This is a genomic window from Marinobacterium profundum, from assembly GCF_001528745.1.
Taxonomy (GTDB): domain Bacteria; phylum Pseudomonadota; class Gammaproteobacteria; order Pseudomonadales; family Balneatricaceae; genus Marinobacterium_A; species Marinobacterium_A profundum.
On sequence record NZ_BCNS01000093.1, the window covers coordinates 1 to 17,735 of the forward strand.

The window sequence follows — 17,735 nt, forward strand, 5'->3', positions numbered from 1 at the left end:
GGGGATAAGGGTGGGGAGGGGGGCCTTGAGCCGCCTAAGGGGGAGTTGAAGATTAAGACGTTGATAGGCGGGGTGTGTAGGCGCGGGAGGGCGTTGAGCTAACGCGTACTAAGTGGCGGTGAGGATTGAACATATGACGGCCAAGACGTTTGGTTGCGTGCTGAGTTGAAAGGCCAGCAGGCGAAAAGCACGAGAGACAAGATTTTAGCATTGGCACGAGCTTGTGCTGCAGACAGACATAGAGTGAACGCTCAGCCTCGAATTAAGGTACGTCGCGACAGGCCATACGCTGTCGAGGCCAGAATCCATATTGTACAAGTTTTGCTTGGCGACAATAGAGCTGTGGAACCACCTGATCCCATCCCGAACTCAGTAGTGAAACGCGGTATCGCCGATGGTAGTGTGGGGTTTCCCCATGTGAGAGTAGGTCATCGCCAAGCATTTATTCAACGAAAACGCCTCAGCCTCTGGTTGGGGCGTTTTTGTATGTGGGATTTTAAAATCCTAGATTTTCAATGAAGTCATTTCAAGACATTGGTTGCTGACTTCTAACTTAAGTGATAAAACGCCTGCACAATTCACAGCAATCGTATTGAGAGCCCTATGTACAGTGATGAGGATATTCGACGTCTGAAATGGCAGAGCCGGCGCGGCATGCTTGAGTTGGACGTTCTGCTGGTGCCTTTCGTTGATGAGGCGTTCAGGCAATTGTCACTGGAGGATCAGTTGAGGTTTGAGAAACTGCTTGCCTGTGAAGACCAGGACCTGTTTGTCTGGTTCATGCAGCGTGAGGTCGCGAGCGATCCTGAAATTGCCCGGATGGTGAAGATGATACTGGACCGTGTTCAGCCCGCTTGAAGTTACGCTCAAGCCTTCGCGCAGGCTCTGGTGGCTGCAGCTATCGAGTCACCTGGCGCTGGTTGTGCTGCTTGTTATCTCGGTACTCCCGTTCTATCTAATTCTGTGTCTGATTGGTGTTGCAGGGCTGAATCTTTGGTTGAGTTACCGTCAGCGCAGGGGTGCTATCCGGGCGTTGCGCTGGGATGCGGACCTACATACAGTTGCGATCTACGAGGCGGGGCAGGGTTGGGTATCCGCCGATGCGCTGGAGTCGGTGCTGGCCTGGCGCTGGTTGCTGATTTTGCGGATACAGGCCGGTGGCCGACGGCGTCGGCTGGTGCTCTTGCCCGACAGTATGACCCGCGATGCCTTCAGGCGTCTGAGTGTGGTTGCCAAGCTCGCCCCCTTGCAGCTTAGTGCACCTGATCAGGCCACTCGTAGTTAACCGGCGTCAGAATGGTATCGCGTGCCTCGGGGGCGAGATCCGGATAATCGAGAGTGTAATGCAGGCCCCGGCTTTCGGTGCGCTGCATGGCTGAACGAATAATCAGGTCTGATACCAGTGCAAGGTTACGCAATTCCAGCAGGTCGCGGGTGACGCGGTAGTTGCTGTAATACTCGGTGATTTCCTGTTGCAGCAGGTCGACACGGTGCTTTGCTCGCTGCAGGCGCTTGTTGGTTCTAACGATGCCGACATAGTCCCACATGAAGCGGCGCAGCTCTTCCCAGTTATGGGAGATGATAACGTCCTCGTCGGAGTCCGTGACCTGGGATGAGTCCCAGGCTGGCACGCTGATGCTGCTGTCCGGCGATATCGTTTGGCTGGCGGCGATGTCGGTCGCAACCGCGCTGGCGAACACCAGGCATTCAAGCAGCGAGTTGGAGGCAAGCCGGTTGGCGCCATGCAAGCCGGTGAAGGCGGTTTCGCCGATCGCATAGAGCCCTGGAATGTCGCTACGTCCGCGGATGTCGGTAACGATGCCACCGCAGGTGTAGTGAGCAGCGGGCACTATGGGGATGGGCTGGCGTGTGATGTCGATGCCCAGTTCCAGACACTTGGTGTAAATGGTTGGAAAGTGCCCTTTGATAAAGTCGGCAGGCTTGTGGGAAATATCGAGATACAGGCAGTCGCAGCCCAGGCGTTTCATTTCGTGGTCAATGGCTCTGGCGACAATGTCGCGTGGGGCCAGTTCTCCTCGATCATCAAAGCGCAGCATAAAGCGTTCGCCATCCGGTAGCAGCAGGTGTCCACCCTCACCTCTGACTGCTTCGGATACCAGGAACGACTTGGCCTGCGGGTGGTACAGGCAGGTGGGATGAAACTGATTGAATTCCATGTTGGCAACCCGGGCGCCTGAGCGCCAGGCCATGGCAATACCATCCCCGGAAGCGCCGTCAGAGTTGCTGGTATAGAGATATGCCTTGGATGCGCCACCGGTGGCGAGCACAACCTGGGCGGCCCGGAACAGCTGAACCTCGCCGGAGGAGCTGTCCAGTACATAGGCGCCGACACAGCGATTGTTGGCCAGACGGAGTTTTTCACGGGTAATAAGATCAACCGCGATGCAGTTTTCAAACAGTGTGATGTTGCTGGCGGACTGAGCCTGTTGAATCAGCGTTTCCTGAACAGCCCTGCCGGTTGCATCGGCGGCATGGATAATTCGCCGATGGGAGTGGCCGCCCTCCTGGGTCATGTGCAGCTGGCTGTCTTCGCGGGTGAAGGGGACACCCTGCTCAATCAGCCACTGAACGCTGCGGGTGCCCTGGGTCACCGTATACTCGACCGCCTGCTGGCGACTCAGATCGGCGCCGGCGATCATGGTGTCAGAGTAGTGAGACTGAGTCGTGTCATCTGCATCGAGCACGACAGCAATGCCGCCCTGGGCCAGCCAGGTCGAGCCGGAAGTCAGTTGTCCCTTGCTTAATACTGCGACGCTCAGGTGCTTGGGAAGCTGCAGAGCCAGCGTCAGGCCTGCCGCTCCGCTGCCAATGATCAAAACGTCATGTATATGTTCGCTGGTCATGCTTAACCCTGAGAGCCGTAATGCGGAATGCCAAACAGCAATTATGCAATGCAGGGGCTGTCTGCGTGAACCTTTTGTGTCGGTTGAGGGGATATTTTTACAATTCAGTCGGAACTAACCATTCACCCCAGGTTCATATTGTTTAGCTTGCGATACCCGGCTCTTGAGAGGTTGCAATGACGCCATCGGCACAGCCATACTCTCGTCATTAAATCCCCTGTCGTAGGGGACGTAGTACCTTGGAAGATAAGGATCTGGAGTGTCAAACGAGAGTCAGAGCGCGATTGACGGGCAGCTGGTGAAGCGTGTGCAGGCGGGTGACAGTCGAGCTTATGATCTGCTGGTGAAAAAGTACCAGCACAAGATCATCGGCCTGATTGGGCGTTATGTGTATGACCACCACGAAGCGCTGGATGTATCCCAGGAGGCTTTCATCAAGGCTTATCGAGCCTTGCCGAAATTTCGTGGCGACAGTGCCTTCTATACATGGTTGTACAGAATTGCCATTAATACGGCCAAAAATCACCTGGTTGCCAAGGGGCGCCGTCCGCCGGATGTTGATGTGGCGGTGGAGGATGCACATTATTTTGGTGGAGACAGTCAGCTCAAGGATATTGAGAGCCCCGAGAACAACCTTTATCGGGATGAGCTTGAAGCCATTGTTAAGCGTGTGCTGGACAAATTGCCCGAGGACCTTCGGGTTGCGCTGACGCTACGCGAGTTCGATGGTTTGAGTTACGAAGATATCGCCAATGTCATGGATTGCCCGGTGGGAACGGTTCGTTCCCGGATTTTCAGGGCGCGAGAGGCGATCGATAAAGAGATAGTGCCTTTTCTTGCGGAATGACGGAGCGCCGCTGGGAACATGATGAGAATGTGTTTGAGGGAAAACCATGAGTGATGAGTTCAACGATACCCTGTCGGCGCTTGTGGACGGTGAAGCCAATGACTTTGAAACGCGTCGGCTGCTGTCAACGCTGGATGAGCAGCCGGCGATGGGTGAAAAATGGCGCCGCTACCACCTGACACGCTCGGCCCTGAAGGGGGAGCGGGATACGGTGATTGCTGATATCAGTGCCGGTGTGATGGCGCAGATTGCCAGTGCCGATGTGGAGCCGCTGCTGGATACTCCAGCGGATGTTGCAGAGAAGGAGGCTGTGCCCCGAAAAGTGGAGTCCGGGCGCTACTGGAAGCCGCTCATCAGTATGGCCACGGCAGCCTCTGTTACGGCTGCGGTGATTCTGGGTGTACAGGGCTTCAATGCCGAGTCTGTCAACACGGTTGCCAGTAACCAGCCGCAATACCTGTTGCCGTCGGTAAGCAGTTCCGCCGATTTCGTGAGAGCCCGCTATGGGCATGAGAGTGGCTATTCAGCCCAGGGTGCTCAGCAGGCGGATGTGATTCGCCTGTCACGGGGCCTTGAACGTTACATTGAACAGCACCAGCATATGCTTGGTGCCAAGCAGCCTGGCTGGCGTGCCCAGTGGCTGCCGGATGGCTTTACCAAGGTACGTCACGAAGTAATGCCCGGCGCCGAAGTTATGCTGTTTTCCGATGGGCGCCATTCGGTATCCGTCTGCATAGAGCCGTTCGGGCGTCAGACGGTTGCCTCCGGTGCGGCGCAGTCCAAGGACATGATAGCGGTCGGCAAGCGTCGCGGCGATGACTTCGTGACCGTTGTGGGTGATGTGCCGCTGATGATCGCGGATCGTATTGCCGCTTCAGTTCAGGTTAACCAGTAAATGCTGCAGGAAGACGCAGTGGTGGTGGCAGTGGATGGCGAGGGTGTCTGGGTTGAGTCCGACCGCACAGGCACCTGTCAGAGCTGCAGTGCCAGTAAGGGATGCGGCCAGCGCGCACTGGCAGAATACGCCAGCAAGCGCAGCGAACGTCTGCTGATTGATAACCCGCATGGCCTTGTTACACGCGTAGGCGACAGAGTCACTATTGGTATTGAGGAAGGCAGTTTCCTGCAAGCCTCGGTGCTGCTCTATACCCTGCCGCTTGTCTTGCTCTTCCTTGGCGGGTATCTGGGGTCCTTTTACGGTACGTCCGAATTACCTTCGATTATTGGCAGCTTCTGTGGTCTGGCAGCAGGTTTGCTGCTGGTCAGAGGTGCCGGTCAACGTTTGGCGCGCTCATGTCGATACCAGCCTGTACTGATGAATATTATCTAGTGTGCCCTCAAAAGGTCTGAATCCATGCAGTCAATGAAAGTAGTACTCAGCATTCTGTTGTGTCTGGTGTGGTTACCTGCGCATGCCGAATTGCCTGACTTTAAAAGTCTGGTGAAGGAAGCCGCGCCTGCAGTGGTTAATATCAGTACGGTACCGAAAGAAAAGACCGGTCAGGCGTCTGCGCTTAATCCGTTCGAGGGGGCTGATGCCGAGCAAATTCCGGAAATGTTCCGGCATTTCTTCAAGCAGCTACCGGAGCTGAGTGAGCAGCCACGTCCTGCGCCGCGCTCGCTGGGTTCAGGTTTTGTGATTAGCGAAGACGGTTACATCCTTACCAATCATCATGTGGTCAAGGGGGCTGGCAAGGTGCTGGTACGCCTGAGTGACCGGCGCGAGCTTGAAGCTGAGGTGATTGGTTCGGATGAACGCGCTGATGTAGCTGTGCTGAAAATTGATGCAACCGAGCTGCCACATGTGCGCATCGGCTCGTCCGATGCGCTGGAAGCAGGCGAGTGGGTACTTGCCATTGGCTCGCCCTTTGGGTTTGATCATTCAGTCACCGCCGGTATCGTCAGTGCTACCGAGCGCGCGCTGGCCAACGAAACCTATGTGCCTTTTATTCAGACCGATGTGGCGATTAACCCGGGTAACTCCGGTGGCCCGCTGTTTAACCTCAATGGCGAGGTTGTCGGCATAAACTCGCAGATTTACACCCGTTCAGGCGGTTTTATGGGGCTGTCGTTCGCTATTCCAATCGATGTTGCCATGGATGTTGCCGAGCAACTCAAGACCCAGGGACATGTTACCCGCGGCTGGCTGGGCGTGATCATTCAGGAAGTGAGTCGGGATCTTGCCGAGTCCTTCGGCCTCGACAAGCCCGCCGGGGCCCTGATTGCAAAAGTATTGCCAGGCAGCCCCGCAGAGAAATCAGGCTTCATGGAAGGTGATGTTATTTACCGCTTTGATGGTCGGGATATCGATTTGTCGTCGGATCTTCCACCTCAGGTGGGTCGCGTCAAACCCGGCGAGTCAGTGCCTATTGATATAGTACGCAACGGCAAGCATGAACGACTGGATGTCACCATAGAAGCGCTGCCTGAAAACAGCGATCAGCTTGCCGCATCCGGTTATGTTGACGAGCACAAGAGTAATCGTCTTGAGCTGGTAGTGGGCGAGCTTGATGCCGAGCGCAAGGAAAAGTGGAATCTGCGTACAGGCGTGGTGATACGAGCGGTCAATCCGGGTGCCGGTGCGGATGCAGGACTTGTGGTCGAAGACGTTATTACCATGGTGAACGGCGAGGTGATCGAGAGCGTGAAGCAGTTTGAACAGGCGCTGGAAAACCTTCCGGTTGACCGGCCGGTGCCTCTGCGCATCGTGCGACGGGGAAGCCCGATGTTTATTCCGCTCAAGCTCGAGTAACTAAAGCAGGGGGCCATCTGGCCCCCTGTTTCGTTCTGACTGTCGATTCGGGTCCAGAGTTTAGCGCCGGGTGCCCGTGCGGTGCATGTGCATTCGATAGCCGCGCTGCGGTAAATACGGTAAACTTCGTCGCTTTGAATTATCGCCCTAACATCCAGGGTCTGCTGATCCCGAGTATCCTACACGTGAGCAATCTCGATCATATTCGCAACTTCTCCATCATTGCCCATATCGACCATGGTAAATCGACCCTGGCCGACCGCTTCATTCAGACCTGTGGTGGTCTGGCCGAGCGTGAAATGGCCGCGCAGGTTCTGGACTCAATGGACCTGGAACGTGAGCGAGGCATTACGATCAAGGCCCAGAGCGTTACGCTCAAGTACAAGGCCCTGAATGGCGAAACCTATCAGCTGAACTTTATCGACACCCCCGGACACGTCGATTTTTCGTACGAAGTGTCCCGTTCTCTTGCTGCCTGTGAGGGCGCGCTGCTGGTAGTGGACGCAGCTCAGGGTGTGGAAGCGCAATCCGTGGCCAACTGTTACACCGCGCTGGAACAGGGTCTGGAAGTGCTGCCCGTCCTGAACAAGATGGACTTGCCCCAGGCCGAGCCTGAGCGAGTGCGCGAAGAGATTGAAGAAGTTATCGGAATCGATGCCAGTAATGCTGTTGCCTGCTCGGCCAAGAGTGGCATGGGCGTTGGTGAAGTGCTGGAAGCCCTGATCACACATATTCCCCCGCCGGTCGGCGACCTGGAGGCACCGCTCCAGGCGCTGATCATCGATTCCTGGTTTGACAAGTATCAGGGTGTCGTCTCCCTGGTGCGGGTCAAGCACGGCGTGCTGAGGCGCAAGGAAAAGGTACTGGTCAAGTCCACTGGGCTGTCCTACCCGGTTGAACAGGTGGGTATCTTTACCCCCAAGCAGACACCGACGGATGCGCTCAAGGCGGGTGAGGTGGGTTACATCATCGCTGGCATCAAGGACATCCACGGCGCTCCGGTCGGTGATACTCTGACCCACGCAAAGACACCGAATACGCCTATTTTGCCGGGATTCAAGAAGGTTCAGCCGCAGGTCTATGCCGGGCTCTTCCCGACGGATGCGGATGATTACCAGGATTTCCGTGACGCCCTCGACAAGCTCACACTCAATGATGCCTCGCTGTTCTTTGAACCTGAAACCTCTGATGCCCTGGGCTTCGGCTTTCGCTGCGGTTTCCTTGGCATGCTGCACATGGAGATCATTCAGGAGCGACTGGAGCGTGAGTATGACCTCGATCTGGTCACCACGGCCCCTACGGTTGTGTACGAACTTGAACTCAATACCGGTGAAGTAGTACATATCGACAGCCCCTCCAAGCTGCCTGACCCCGGTGCAGTGCGTGAAATGCGCGAGCCTATCGTCGAAGCCAATATCCTGGTGCCACAGGAGTTCCTCGGCCAGGTTATCGGTCTGTGCGTGGAAAAACGTGGCACTCAGAAAAATATGCATTATGTCGGCCGACAGGTGCAGGTGAAGTATGAGCTGCCCATGGCGGAGGTTGTACTGGACTTCTTTGACCGGCTTAAGTCGGTCAGCCGTGGCTATGCGTCGCTTGAATACAACTTCGTTCGTTTTGAAGCAGCACGTTTGGTGCGTATGGATATTCTCATCAACGCCGAGAAGGTTGACGCGCTGGCGGTGATTCTGCACAAGGACAACGCCGAGTATCGTGGCCGTCAGCTGTGCGAAAAGATGAAGGAGCTGATTCCGCGACAGATGTTTGATGTCGCAATTCAGGCGGCGCTCGGCGGCAAGATTATTGCTCGCAGTACAGTGAAGGCGCTGCGCAAGAACGTACTGGCCAAGTGCTATGGCGGCGACGTGAGCCGCAAGAAAAAGCTGCTCTCCAAGCAGAAAGAAGGCAAAAAGCGCATGAAACAGGTCGGCCGGGTCGAGATTCCGCAGGACGCATTCCTTGCCGTACTGAAAGTAGACAGTTAAGGACAGACGATGAATTTCGATTTTGCTTTGGTGCTTGTGGTTGCGACTTTTCTGGCCGCGATTGGCTGGTGTGTGGACAAGTTCTGGCTCGCGCCGGCTCGCAGTGCCAGGATAGAGAAAGCTCAGCTGCAGCTGTCGGCTGCACTGCCGCAGGAAACGCTGACCAAACTCAACCATGTACCGGGCTGGATCGACCTCTCCCGTTCGCTGTTCCCGGTGCTCTTCGTAGTATTGGTATTGCGTTCCTTTTTGGTTGAACCGTTTCAGATCCCGTCGGGCTCCATGCTGCCGACTCTGAAAATTGGCGATTTCATACTGGTGAACAAGTATCACTACGGTCTGCGCCTGCCGGTGCTGAATACCAAGGTCGTCGATCTGAACACGCCTAATGCTGGCGATGTTGTAGTCTTCAAATATCCGAAAGACCCATCGGTCAATTACATCAAGCGCGTTATTGGCCTGCCGGGTGACCGTATCCGGTATCAGAACAAGACCGTATTCGTGAATGGAAAGCCGCAGCAACAGCAGCTTTTGGCCCAGCTTCCACCCCTGAAACCGCAGCAGTTGCTGCTGGCGGAGAATCTGGACGGGGTTCAGCACCAGGTCTACCATGATGTTTCCGCTAATGGAATTGTCGGCGAGTGGGTTGTGCCACAAGGGCAGTACTTCGTTATGGGCGATAATCGCGATAACAGTAATGACAGTCGTTACTGGGGCTTCGTGCCAGACGAGCTGCTGGTAGGCAAGGCTTTCGCCGTCTGGATGCACTGGGAAACCTTCTTCAGCCTTCCGTCCTTTGGTGATGTGCGCCTGATCGAGTAATAACGTAGTTGCCTGGTGAATAGGGGATTTAAATGTTCAAAGCTGTGAAAAGGGAACAGGGTGCGTCTTTCGTTTCTATCTTGATGGGAATGATCGTCATAGGCATCTTTATGGCCGTGGCCTTTAAGCTGTTTACGCCGTACAAGGAACACGCCACCGTTAAGTCCATAATTGAAGGTGTGATTAACGATCAGGATCAGGTATCCAAGGACTTTCGCTCCATTCGGCGTGCTATCCAAGATCGTTCTATTATCAATCAGGTGCGGCTTGAATTGTCTCGGGAAGAGTTCCTCAAAATTGAGAATATAGACGGCAAGATTCATTTTGATCTTGTCTATGAAGAGCGGGTTCCGATGTTTTATAACGTGGATGCCGTGGTTAAATTTAACGAGCATTACGAAGTCATAAAACCTTGATCAAACCGACCGCAGATCTTAGCCGACGTCTGGGCTATAGCTTTAACGATCCGTCTTTGCTGGAGCTGGCACTTACCCACCGCAGCTGTGGCAAACGCAATAATGAGCGGCTGGAGTTTCTCGGTGATTCCATCGTTAACTTTGTTATCGCCGATGCGCTCTTTCGGCAGTTCCCCGAGGCGCGTGAAGGTCAGCTGAGCCGCTTGCGGGCGCGCCTGGTGAAGGGCGAGACCCTGGCTGAAGTGGCCCGTGAACTGGATTTGGGTGAGTACCTGCGTCTGGGGTCGGGCGAGTTGAAAAGCGGCGGTTTTAGACGTGACTCGATTCTGGCCGATGCGAGCGAAGCTGTGATGGGGGCCATCTATCTGGATAGCGACCTGGAAACCTGTCGTGGCTTTATCCATGGCTGGTTCAAGGAACGTCTGGAAGAGCTCGATCTGAACGAATCTCTCAAGGACGCCAAGACTCGGCTGCAGGAACATCTGCAGTCACGGCGTCTGGCATTGCCGGACTATGAGCTAATAGCGGTCGATGGTGAAGCCCACTCCCAGACTTTCTTTATTCGCTGTCATGTGGCCGGTTTGAAGGTCCCGAGTGAAGGCGAGGGCAATAGCCGTCGCCAGGCGGAGCAGGAAGCGGCAAGGCTTGCGCTGATCGGGTTACAGGTGGAGAAAGGCGAATGAGCGACGAATTTGAAATGCCGGAAATGCCGGAAATACCTGGTGCTGAGCCTTACGAGGGCGAACAGCGCTGCGGTTTTGTGGCAATTGTCGGGCGACCCAATGTAGGCAAGTCGACGCTGTTGAACCATATTCTCGGTCAGAAACTGAGTATTACATCGCGCAAGCCCCAGACCACACGGCACCAGATTCTGGGTATCAAGACTGAAGAAGACCTGCAGGTCATCTATGTCGATACACCCGGCCTGCACCGTGACCAGGGCAAGGCCCTGAACCGCTATATGAACAAAACGGCCGCAGATGCGGTACGTGATGTCGACCTGGTGGTGTTTGTGGTTGACCGCACCGCCTGGACCGACGAAGACGATCTGGTGCTGGAGAAACTCACCTGGGTGCCGTGCCCGGTGGTGCTGGTAGTCAACAAGGTGGATCAGCTTAAGGACAAGGCTGAATTACTGCCGCATCTTGAGATGGTTACCGCCAAGCGTGAGTTCGCTGAAGTCATCCCCATTTCCGCCAAGAACGGACATAATGTGCCGCGCCTGGAGGAACTGGTGGAACAGCATATGCCCGCCGCTGAACACTATTACCCTGAAGATCAGATCACCAATCGCAGCTCGCGTTTTGTCGCCGCGGAGCTTGTGCGCGAAAAATTGATGCGTAACCTGGGGGAGGAAATCCCCTACGGCACGACCGTCGAGATCGAGCAGTTTGTACAGGATGAATATGGCCTGCTAACGATCAGTGCGCTGATACTGGTCGAGCGCGAAGGGCAAAAGCGTATTGTGATCGGTGACAAGGGCGCACGGATGAAAACCATCGGGCGGGATGCGCGGCTGGACATGGAGCGCATGTTCGATAGCAAGGTCATGCTCAATCTTTGGGTCAAGGTACGCAAGGGCTGGGCGGATGATGACCGGGCGCTGCGCAGCCTGGGTTATGACGACTAAGGCGGGCAGTTTCTGCCTAGCCCCCGCGTTCGGCGTAGCCGCGCAGTCATCGTTGGTCTGATCAGCATTTCGGAAGCGGCCATGCATACTGAGCATTTCTGATGGATTATCGTGTTGATGGGCAGGCGGCCTATGTGTTGCATGCCCGTCCCTACCGTGACACCAGCCTGCTGGTGGACTGCTTTACGCTGGAGCACGGCAAAATCAGCCTGGTCGCCAGGGGCGCGCGTCGTCCGGGTTCCCGCTCCCGTTCCAGTATTCAGGCATTTGTGCCATTGCAGCTGAGCTGGTCCGGGCGCAGCGAACTGAAAACCCTAGGCCAGGCGGAGGCGGTGGCGCCGCCCGTCTTTCTGCAGGGGCGGGCACTGCTTTGTGGCCTCTACCTCAATGAACTCTTGCAGCGCCTGCTGCAGCCCATCGACCCGCACCCCAGGCTCTATGTTTATTACCAGTACGCGCTGACCGAACTGCTCTCTGGCCAGGATATTGAGGGTGCACTGCGCACTTTCGAGCGGCACCTGCTAAGTGAGATCGGCTATGCGCTTGAGCTGAGGGATCTGGATGCCCACACGCTGTATTTTTTACGTCCCGAAGGCGGGCTGCGGCCTGTAACCGCGCCGCGTGAGATCGATAGGCCGCGTTGCTTTGGTGGCCTGCAGCTGCTGGCCATCGGCGAGGATGACTATTCGGAACCACAGACAAAACGTGCGGCCAAAAGGCTGATGCGCCTGGCACTGGATCAGATGCTTGGTGGCAAGGTTCTGCGCAGTCGTGAACTTTTTCAGCGTCCTGCCGTGCCTGCGGGCATGGTGACAGGGCACTCTTGAATAGAAGGAGATAAGTGTGATTGAGCCAAGCCGCTTGTTGCTGGGAGTCAATATCGATCATGTCGCTACACTGCGCCAGGCCCGGGGCACCCGTTACCCCGATCCCGTGCAGGCTGCGCTGCTGGCTGAGGAAGCCGGTGCCGACGGCATCACAGTGCATCTGCGCGAGGACCTGCGTCATATTCAGGAGCGTGATGTGCGACTGCTGAAGGAAACGCTGCAGACCCGCATGAATCTGGAAATGGCCGTTACCGATGCAATGCTGGCCTTTGCCGAAGAAATTCGTCCGGCACACAGCTGTCTGGTGCCGGAAAAGCGCGAAGAGCTCACCACCGAAGGCGGTCTCGATGTTGCAGGGCAGGAAGGCAAGATGAAGGCAGCCTGTGACCGCCTTGCCGCCGCCGGTATAGAAGTATCGCTGTTTATCGACCCCGACCGCGCCCAGATCGACGCGACGCTGCGCTGCGGTGCGCCTGTCATTGAATTGCACACCGGCGCCTATGCTGATGCGACGACCGCCGCTGCACAGCGGGCCGAGCTTGAGCGCATCCGCGATGCCGCCAGCTATGCCTGGGACAAGGGTTTGATCGTCAATGCGGGTCACGGGCTGCATTATCACAATGTCGAGCAGATCGCCGAAATTCCTCATTTGAATGAGCTTAATATAGGCCACGGCCTGATCGCCCGCGCCGTCTTTGTCGGGCTCAAGGAAGCGGTTGCCGAGATGCGCCGCCTGATGCTTGAAACCCAGGCACGGGTGCAGCCACAGCGGGATGCGCTGAGCCGATGATAGTCGGCATCGGTACTGATCTGGTGCAGATCGACCGTATTGCCGCAGCTCTGGCGCGCACACCGCGCCTGGCACAACGCATCCTCAGGCCACAGGAACTGGCGGGTTTTGAAGCCAGTCGAGATCAGGCACGTTATCTCGCCAAGCGTTTCGCTGCGAAGGAAGCGGCGGTCAAGGCGCTGGGCACAGGTATCGGCCATGGCGTGAGCTGGCAACACCTTGAGATCGGGCATGATGCCTTGGGCAAACCCGGCCTGCAGCTCAGTGGCGGGGCTCATGTACGCGCCCTTGAACTGGGTATCAGCCGGTTGCACCTTTCCTACAGCGATGAGCAACAGCTGGTGGTCGCCTTTGTGGTGGCCGAGCAGGATAGCTGAAGCTTGGGTGCCGCCCGTGTTTCGTCAAATTACGTAATTAGTCACCGGTGATAGACATGACTCCAGAATTTCCAACCATCGAGCACTATGTAGGCAAAACGCCGCTGGTGCAGTTGCAGCGCCTGCCGGGCGAGACCTCGAACATTATTCTGTGCAAACTCGAGGGCAATAATCCCGCGGGCTCGGTCAAGGACCGCCCGGCGCTGGGGATGATTCAGCAGGCCCAAGCGCGTGGTGATATTCGTCCGGGGGACACCCTGATTGAGGCGACCTCGGGTAATACTGGCATTGCCCTTGCCATGGCGGCGGCCATCAAGGGGTACAAGCTGATCCTGATCATGCCGGACAACTCCAGTGCCGAGCGCAAGTCCTCCATGACCGCCTACGGCGCCGAGTTGATTACGGTGACACAGGAGCAGGGCATGGAAGGCGCGCGGGATCTGGCACAGCAGATGGAAGCTGCTGGCAAAGGTCGGGTGCTGGACCAGTTCGCCAACCTCGATAACCCCGATGCACACTACCTGGGCACCGGACCTGAGATCTGGCAGCAGTCCCATGGCCGTGTGACCCATTTCGTATCATCCATGGGTACGACAGGCACCATTATGGGGACTTCCCGCTATCTCAAGGAGCAGAATCCGGCGATACAGGTCATCGGTCTGCAGCCTAGTGATGGCTCCCAGATTCCGGGTATCCGACGCTGGCCCAAGGCTTATCTGCCGAAAATTTTTGATCCGGCGCGGGTGGACCAGGTAATGGATATCGAGCAGCGTGAAGCCGAAGACTGCATGCGGGCACTGGCGCGTCAGGAAGGCATTTTCTGCGGTGTATCCTCGGGCGGTGCGGTGGCGGGTGCGCTGCGACTCTCTGCAAAGCTGGAGAATGCAGTGATTGTCTGCATTATCTGTGATCGCGGCGATCGTTATCTGTCGACCGGTGTCTACAGCCCGGCCTGAACATTGCAGGGCAAATTTCCTTGCAAGAGCGCTAGCGCCAGCTGATGCCGTTGCGGTGCCTGCGCATGGAACTTACTCGCGATCACCAGTCTTAACGACTAGAATGTGCCGCTTGTTGGCAGGGGCGCGCCGATTTTGGAGTTATTGCCAGCGGCGTCTGACCCCGAAGAAGAATAATACAAAAGGAATTATGGCAGACCGACGATACCGGGACAGGCTCGGCAGCTCGCCCGGAATCCTGTCCTCGGTACCCGGAATTTAGGAGTGGCTGTACCGTGGTGAAAGTTAGAGAAGACCATCCGGTTCGTGAAGATGGCTCCGTGGACCTTGATCTGTGGCTGCTGAATCTGCAGCAGCAGGTCGACATTACCGATTTTGCTCAGATCCGCCAGGCCTGTGAGTTGGCCAAGGCATGTGAAGAGCGTGCCCATGCAGTGAACGAAGACGATATGTGGTCCAAAACCAGCCTTGGCAGCTATCGTACGGGGCTGGACATGGCCTGCATTCTGGCTGAGCTGCAGCAGGATGCCCTGACCCTGATTGCCGCCATCCTTTACCGTGCGGTGCGCGAGAACAAGCTTAGTCTTAAACAGGTGAGTGATCAGTTTGGTGCTGAGGCTGCGCAACTGATTGATGGCGTGCTGCAGATGGCGGCCATAGGTACCCGCAAGAATCCCCGTTTCGAAGAAGCCGTGCTGGGCACAGGGACTAATCAGGTCGATAACGTCCGCAAGATGCTGGTGGCGATGATCGACGATGTGCGCGTTGCGCTGATCAAGATAGCTGAACGCACCTGCGCCATTCGTGGCGTCAAGACCGGCACGCGCCGCAAGCGCTATCTGGTGGCCCGCGAAGTTTTCGATATCTACGCTCCCCTGGCACACCGGCTGGGCATCGGTCATATCAAGTGGGAACTGGAAGACCTGTCGTTTCGTTATCTCAAGCCCAACGACTACAAGGACATCGCCACGCTGCTGGATGAAAAGCGGCTGGACCGGCAGGACTTCATCAATACCGTCGTCGCCAAGCTCAAAACGGATCTGGCGGCCGTCAATATCGATGGCCAGGTGATGGGCCGAGCCAAGCATATCTACAGTATCTGGCGCAAAATGCAGCGCAAGAACATCGAATTCAGCCAGGTCTATGATGTGCGGGCGGTACGCATACTGGTGCCTGAAACCCGCGACTGCTATACCGCGCTGGGCATAGTGCACGGTCTGTGGCGTAATATTCCCCACGAGTTTGATGATTATATCGCCTCACCCAAGCCTAATGGCTACCGCTCCCTGCACACTGCGGTGATAGGTCCGGAAGGCAAGGTGCTGGAAATTCAGATCCGCACCCAGGCAATGCATGACGAAGCGGAACTTGGGGTCTGTGCACACCATCTGTACAAGGGCACCGACCTTAATAGTCGCAGCTCCTCTTACGAGGACAAGATTGCCTGGCTGCGCCAGGTACTCGAATGGCACGATGATCTGGGCCAGAGCGAAGCCTTTGGCGACATGCTGCGTGGCGATGTCACCCAGGACAGGGTCTATGTATTCACCCCAGAAGGCCATGTACTGGACTTGCCCCACGGTGCCACAGCGCTGGATTTTGCCTATCGTGTGCACACAGAGATCGGTCATCGCTGTCGCGGTGCCAAGGTCAACGGCCGCATTATTCCACTGACCCGTGCGCTCAAAACCGGGGATCAGGTCGAAATAATGACCGCCAATGAAGAGCGGCCCAGACGAGACTGGCTCAACACCAACCTTGGGTACGTCACTACATCCCGGGCACGGGCCAAGATCGCGCATTGGTTCAAGGAGCAGGCACGGGATCAAAATGCCGAAGCGGGTCGGTTGATCGTCGAGCGGGAGTTCAAGCGCCTGGCGCTGGATATCCGCGAGATCAATCTGGCACAGATTGCCCACGAGCTGAATTACCGTCAGGTGGATGAAATGTTTGCCGGCCTTGGCGCCGGGGATCTGCGCCAGTCCCAGATTATCAATGCGGCCCAGCGCCAGGTTGAGGTCGAACATGCCGACGAGCAGCTCGATCTGGCTCTGCCGGCGATAAGCCGCAGCAAGGTAACCGGTGGTGACAACATCCGGATTCGCGGTGTCGGCAGCCTGCTGACCAAGATGGCAACCTGCTGCAAGCCAGTTCCAGGCGATCAGATTGTCGGCTATATCACCCAGGGGCGGGGCGTGTCTGTGCATCGCGAAGACTGCAGCAATGCCCTGGCGTTGCGTGAGCAGGAACGCGAACGCATGATCGAGGTCGACTGGGGCGAGGAGGGCGAAGCCACCTACCCTGTGGATATCTTTATCGAAGCCTACGATCGTTCCGGTTTGCTGCGGGACATCATGATGGAACTGGCAAACAGCAGCGTTAATGTGCTGGCGGCCAACACTCTGACGGATCGCAATAGTAATGTGGCGCGCCTGACGATCACGGTGGAAATTTCCCGCCTTGAGTTGCTTGGGCGCATCATGGACAAGATCAACCAGATACCCAATGTTATTGACGTGCATCGTCAGCGCAGTGGATCCGCCTGATGGAGCGCTTTACAGGGGAAATCGATGGCTGAGTACGATCTGGATGACCTGCTCACCCTGATGGCGCGCCTGCGTGACCCCAGGGACGGCTGTCCCTGGGATCTCAAGCAGAGCTTCGACAGCATAGTGCGGCATACACTGGAAGAAGCCTACGAGGTGGCGGACGCTATAGAGCGGCAGGACTGGTCCCATCTTAAAGATGAGCTCGGTGATTTGCTGTTCCAGGTGGTTTTCTACGCCAGGCTCGGTGATGAAAGTGGTCGTTTTAATTTTGCGGGTATCGTCGATAACCTGGTGCGAAAACTGCTTCGGCGTCACCCCCATGTGTTTCCGGGCGGCACTCTCGCGTCCCGCGCCGGTGACATGCAGCGCAGCGAGCAGGAGGTTAGCGAAACCTGGGAGCTGATCAAGCAGGAAGAGCGTGAAGGCAAGGCCAGCCTCGGGGTACTGGATGATATTCCGGCGGCGCTACCGGGCCTCAGTCGAGCGCTGAAGCTGCAAAAACGTGCCTCCGGGGTGGGCTTTGACTGGAATGATCCGTTGCTGGTGCTCGACAAGATCGAAGAGGAAATCGGCGAGCTGCGTGAAGCTATTCATCGTGGCAAGCAGGCCGAAATTATTGATGAAATGGGAGATCTGCTGTTCGCCCAGGTCAACCTGGCACGCCACCTTGGGGTGGATCCTGAAACCGCGGTACGCAGCACCAATGCCAAGTTTGTGCGTCGCTTTGGCTATATAGAAAGTGTCGTCACGGCCTCCGGGCGGGACTGGGACAGCTTCAGCCTCGACGAACTCGATGGCTTCTGGAATCAGGCCAAAAAGCTCGGTCTCTGATACCGCTAGAACTGCCAATTCAGCTCTTCTTTGCACCGCCCTGGTGCGCCCTGTGCCCCTTGTTATGGCCTGATGCTGCGGTCACTTGG

18 protein-coding genes and 1 rRNA gene are annotated in these 17,735 nt (G+C 56.5%); 18 read left to right on the forward strand and 1 reads right to left on the reverse strand.

The features are described 5' to 3' along the window. The first annotated feature begins 324 nt into the window (after positions 1-324). From rrf to MPRO_RS07130, 3 genes are all read left to right on the forward strand, one after another. A 5S ribosomal RNA gene (gene rrf, locus MPRO_RS07120) occupies positions 325-440 on the forward strand. A 163-nt stretch (positions 441-603) separates the two neighbouring features. Continuing rightward, entirely contained in the window at positions 604-858 is a 255-nt protein-coding gene (locus MPRO_RS07125; RefSeq protein WP_067289489.1) for an FAD assembly factor SdhE, read from the forward strand. After that, positions 842-1,285 (forward strand): protein YgfX, encoded by a 444-nt coding sequence (locus MPRO_RS07130; protein ID WP_067289492.1) that lies wholly within the window; start codon positions 842-844, stop codon positions 1,283-1,285. The genes MPRO_RS07125 and MPRO_RS07130 overlap by 17 nt, the downstream gene beginning before the upstream one ends. Here MPRO_RS07130 and nadB read toward each other — a convergent pair. Beyond that, positions 1,254-2,864 carry an L-aspartate oxidase gene (gene nadB, locus MPRO_RS07135; protein WP_067289494.1) on the reverse strand — a complete coding sequence of 537 codons (1,611 nt, stop codon included), beginning with the start codon at positions 2,862-2,864 and terminating at the stop codon, positions 1,254-1,256. The two genes, MPRO_RS07130 and nadB, sit on opposite strands and share 32 nt — an antisense overlap. Positions 2,865-3,123: 259 nt before the next feature. Here nadB and rpoE point away from each other — a divergent pair, with 259 nt between their 5' ends. From rpoE to mazG, 15 genes are all read left to right on the forward strand, one after another. Then, entirely contained in the window at positions 3,124-3,711 is a 588-nt protein-coding gene (gene rpoE / locus MPRO_RS07140; protein ID WP_082708520.1) for an RNA polymerase sigma factor RpoE, read from the forward strand. Between the two features lie 46 nt (positions 3,712-3,757). After that, on the forward strand, positions 3,758-4,606 hold the full coding sequence (locus MPRO_RS07145; RefSeq protein WP_067289497.1) for a MucB/RseB C-terminal domain-containing protein: 849 nt from the start codon (positions 3,758-3,760) through the stop codon (positions 4,604-4,606). Beyond that, entirely contained in the window at positions 4,607-5,041 is a 435-nt protein-coding gene (locus MPRO_RS07150) for a SoxR reducing system RseC family protein (RefSeq protein ID WP_067289500.1), read from the forward strand. It abuts the gene before it with no gap. Between the two features lie 24 nt (positions 5,042-5,065). Next, a complete protein-coding gene (locus tag MPRO_RS07155) occupies positions 5,066-6,463 on the forward strand; it encodes a DegQ family serine endoprotease (RefSeq protein ID WP_067289503.1) in 1,398 nt (465 codons plus the stop codon). 185 nt (positions 6,464-6,648) lie between these two features. Then, positions 6,649-8,448 (forward strand): translation elongation factor 4, encoded by a 1,800-nt coding sequence (gene lepA / locus MPRO_RS07160; protein WP_067289506.1) that lies wholly within the window; start codon positions 6,649-6,651, stop codon positions 8,446-8,448. Between the two features lie 9 nt (positions 8,449-8,457). Further along, positions 8,458-9,270 carry a signal peptidase I gene (gene lepB, locus MPRO_RS07165; RefSeq protein WP_067289509.1) on the forward strand — a complete coding sequence of 271 codons (813 nt, stop codon included), beginning with the start codon at positions 8,458-8,460 and terminating at the stop codon, positions 9,268-9,270. 32 nt (positions 9,271-9,302) lie between these two features. After that, complete coding sequence (locus MPRO_RS07170) at positions 9,303-9,686, forward strand: DUF4845 domain-containing protein (RefSeq protein WP_067289511.1); 384 nt, start codon at positions 9,303-9,305, stop codon at positions 9,684-9,686. Continuing rightward, positions 9,683-10,369, forward strand: coding sequence for a ribonuclease III (gene rnc / locus MPRO_RS07175; RefSeq protein ID WP_067289514.1), 687 nt, complete (start codon positions 9,683-9,685; stop codon positions 10,367-10,369). The genes MPRO_RS07170 and rnc overlap by 4 nt, the downstream gene beginning before the upstream one ends. Beyond that, positions 10,366-11,316: a GTPase Era gene (gene era, locus MPRO_RS07180; protein ID WP_439646780.1), complete on the forward strand. Its 951-nt coding sequence runs from the start codon at positions 10,366-10,368 to the stop codon at positions 11,314-11,316. Before rnc ends, era begins: the two co-directional genes overlap by 4 nt. A gap of 101 nt (positions 11,317-11,417) precedes the next feature. Next, on the forward strand, positions 11,418-12,143 hold the full coding sequence (gene recO / locus MPRO_RS07185) for a DNA repair protein RecO (RefSeq protein WP_067289517.1): 726 nt from the start codon (positions 11,418-11,420) through the stop codon (positions 12,141-12,143). 19 nt (positions 12,144-12,162) lie between these two features. After that, the gene (pdxJ, locus tag MPRO_RS07190; protein ID WP_216821261.1) at positions 12,163-12,933 is read left to right on the forward strand and encodes a pyridoxine 5'-phosphate synthase; all 771 of its coding nucleotides are present in this window, start codon (positions 12,163-12,165) and stop codon (positions 12,931-12,933) included. Next, the gene (locus MPRO_RS07195; protein WP_067289524.1) at positions 12,930-13,310 is read left to right on the forward strand and encodes a holo-ACP synthase; all 381 of its coding nucleotides are present in this window, start codon (positions 12,930-12,932) and stop codon (positions 13,308-13,310) included. Before pdxJ ends, MPRO_RS07195 begins: the two co-directional genes overlap by 4 nt. 56 nt (positions 13,311-13,366) lie before the next feature. Beyond that, positions 13,367-14,266 (forward strand): cysteine synthase CysM, encoded by a 900-nt coding sequence (gene cysM, locus MPRO_RS07200; RefSeq protein WP_067289527.1) that lies wholly within the window; start codon positions 13,367-13,369, stop codon positions 14,264-14,266. Between the two features lie 275 nt (positions 14,267-14,541). Beyond that, entirely contained in the window at positions 14,542-16,812 is a 2,271-nt protein-coding gene (relA, locus tag MPRO_RS07205; protein ID WP_067289530.1) for a GTP diphosphokinase, read from the forward strand. 24 nt (positions 16,813-16,836) lie between these two features. Continuing rightward, the gene (gene mazG, locus MPRO_RS07210; RefSeq protein ID WP_067289534.1) at positions 16,837-17,646 is read left to right on the forward strand and encodes a nucleoside triphosphate pyrophosphohydrolase; all 810 of its coding nucleotides are present in this window, start codon (positions 16,837-16,839) and stop codon (positions 17,644-17,646) included. Positions 17,647-17,735: the final 89 nt, after the last annotated feature.

Excerpts from the sequence above, each read along its gene's own strand:
- MPRO_RS07125 (WP_067289489.1), top strand. The coding sequence starts at position 604 with ATGTACAGTGATGAGGATATTCGACGTCTGAAATGGCAGAGCCGGCGC.
- nadB (WP_067289494.1), bottom strand. The coding sequence starts at position 2,864 with ATGACCAGCGAACATATACATGACGTTTTGATCATTGGCAGCGGAGCG.
- MPRO_RS07145 (WP_067289497.1), top strand. The coding sequence starts at position 3,758 with ATGAGTGATGAGTTCAACGATACCCTGTCGGCGCTTGTGGACGGTGAA.
- MPRO_RS07150 (WP_067289500.1), top strand. The coding sequence starts at position 4,607 with ATGCTGCAGGAAGACGCAGTGGTGGTGGCAGTGGATGGCGAGGGTGTC.
- MPRO_RS07155 (WP_067289503.1), top strand. The coding sequence starts at position 5,066 with ATGCAGTCAATGAAAGTAGTACTCAGCATTCTGTTGTGTCTGGTGTGG.
- lepB (WP_067289509.1), top strand. The coding sequence starts at position 8,458 with ATGAATTTCGATTTTGCTTTGGTGCTTGTGGTTGCGACTTTTCTGGCC.
- MPRO_RS07170 (WP_067289511.1), top strand. The coding sequence starts at position 9,303 with ATGTTCAAAGCTGTGAAAAGGGAACAGGGTGCGTCTTTCGTTTCTATC.
- era (WP_439646780.1), top strand. The coding sequence starts at position 10,366 with ATGAGCGACGAATTTGAAATGCCGGAAATGCCGGAAATACCTGGTGCT.
- recO (WP_067289517.1), top strand. The coding sequence starts at position 11,418 with ATGGATTATCGTGTTGATGGGCAGGCGGCCTATGTGTTGCATGCCCGT.
- MPRO_RS07195 (WP_067289524.1), top strand. The coding sequence starts at position 12,930 with ATGATAGTCGGCATCGGTACTGATCTGGTGCAGATCGACCGTATTGCC.
- cysM (WP_067289527.1), top strand. The coding sequence starts at position 13,367 with ATGACTCCAGAATTTCCAACCATCGAGCACTATGTAGGCAAAACGCCG.
- mazG (WP_067289534.1), top strand. The coding sequence starts at position 16,837 with ATGGCTGAGTACGATCTGGATGACCTGCTCACCCTGATGGCGCGCCTG.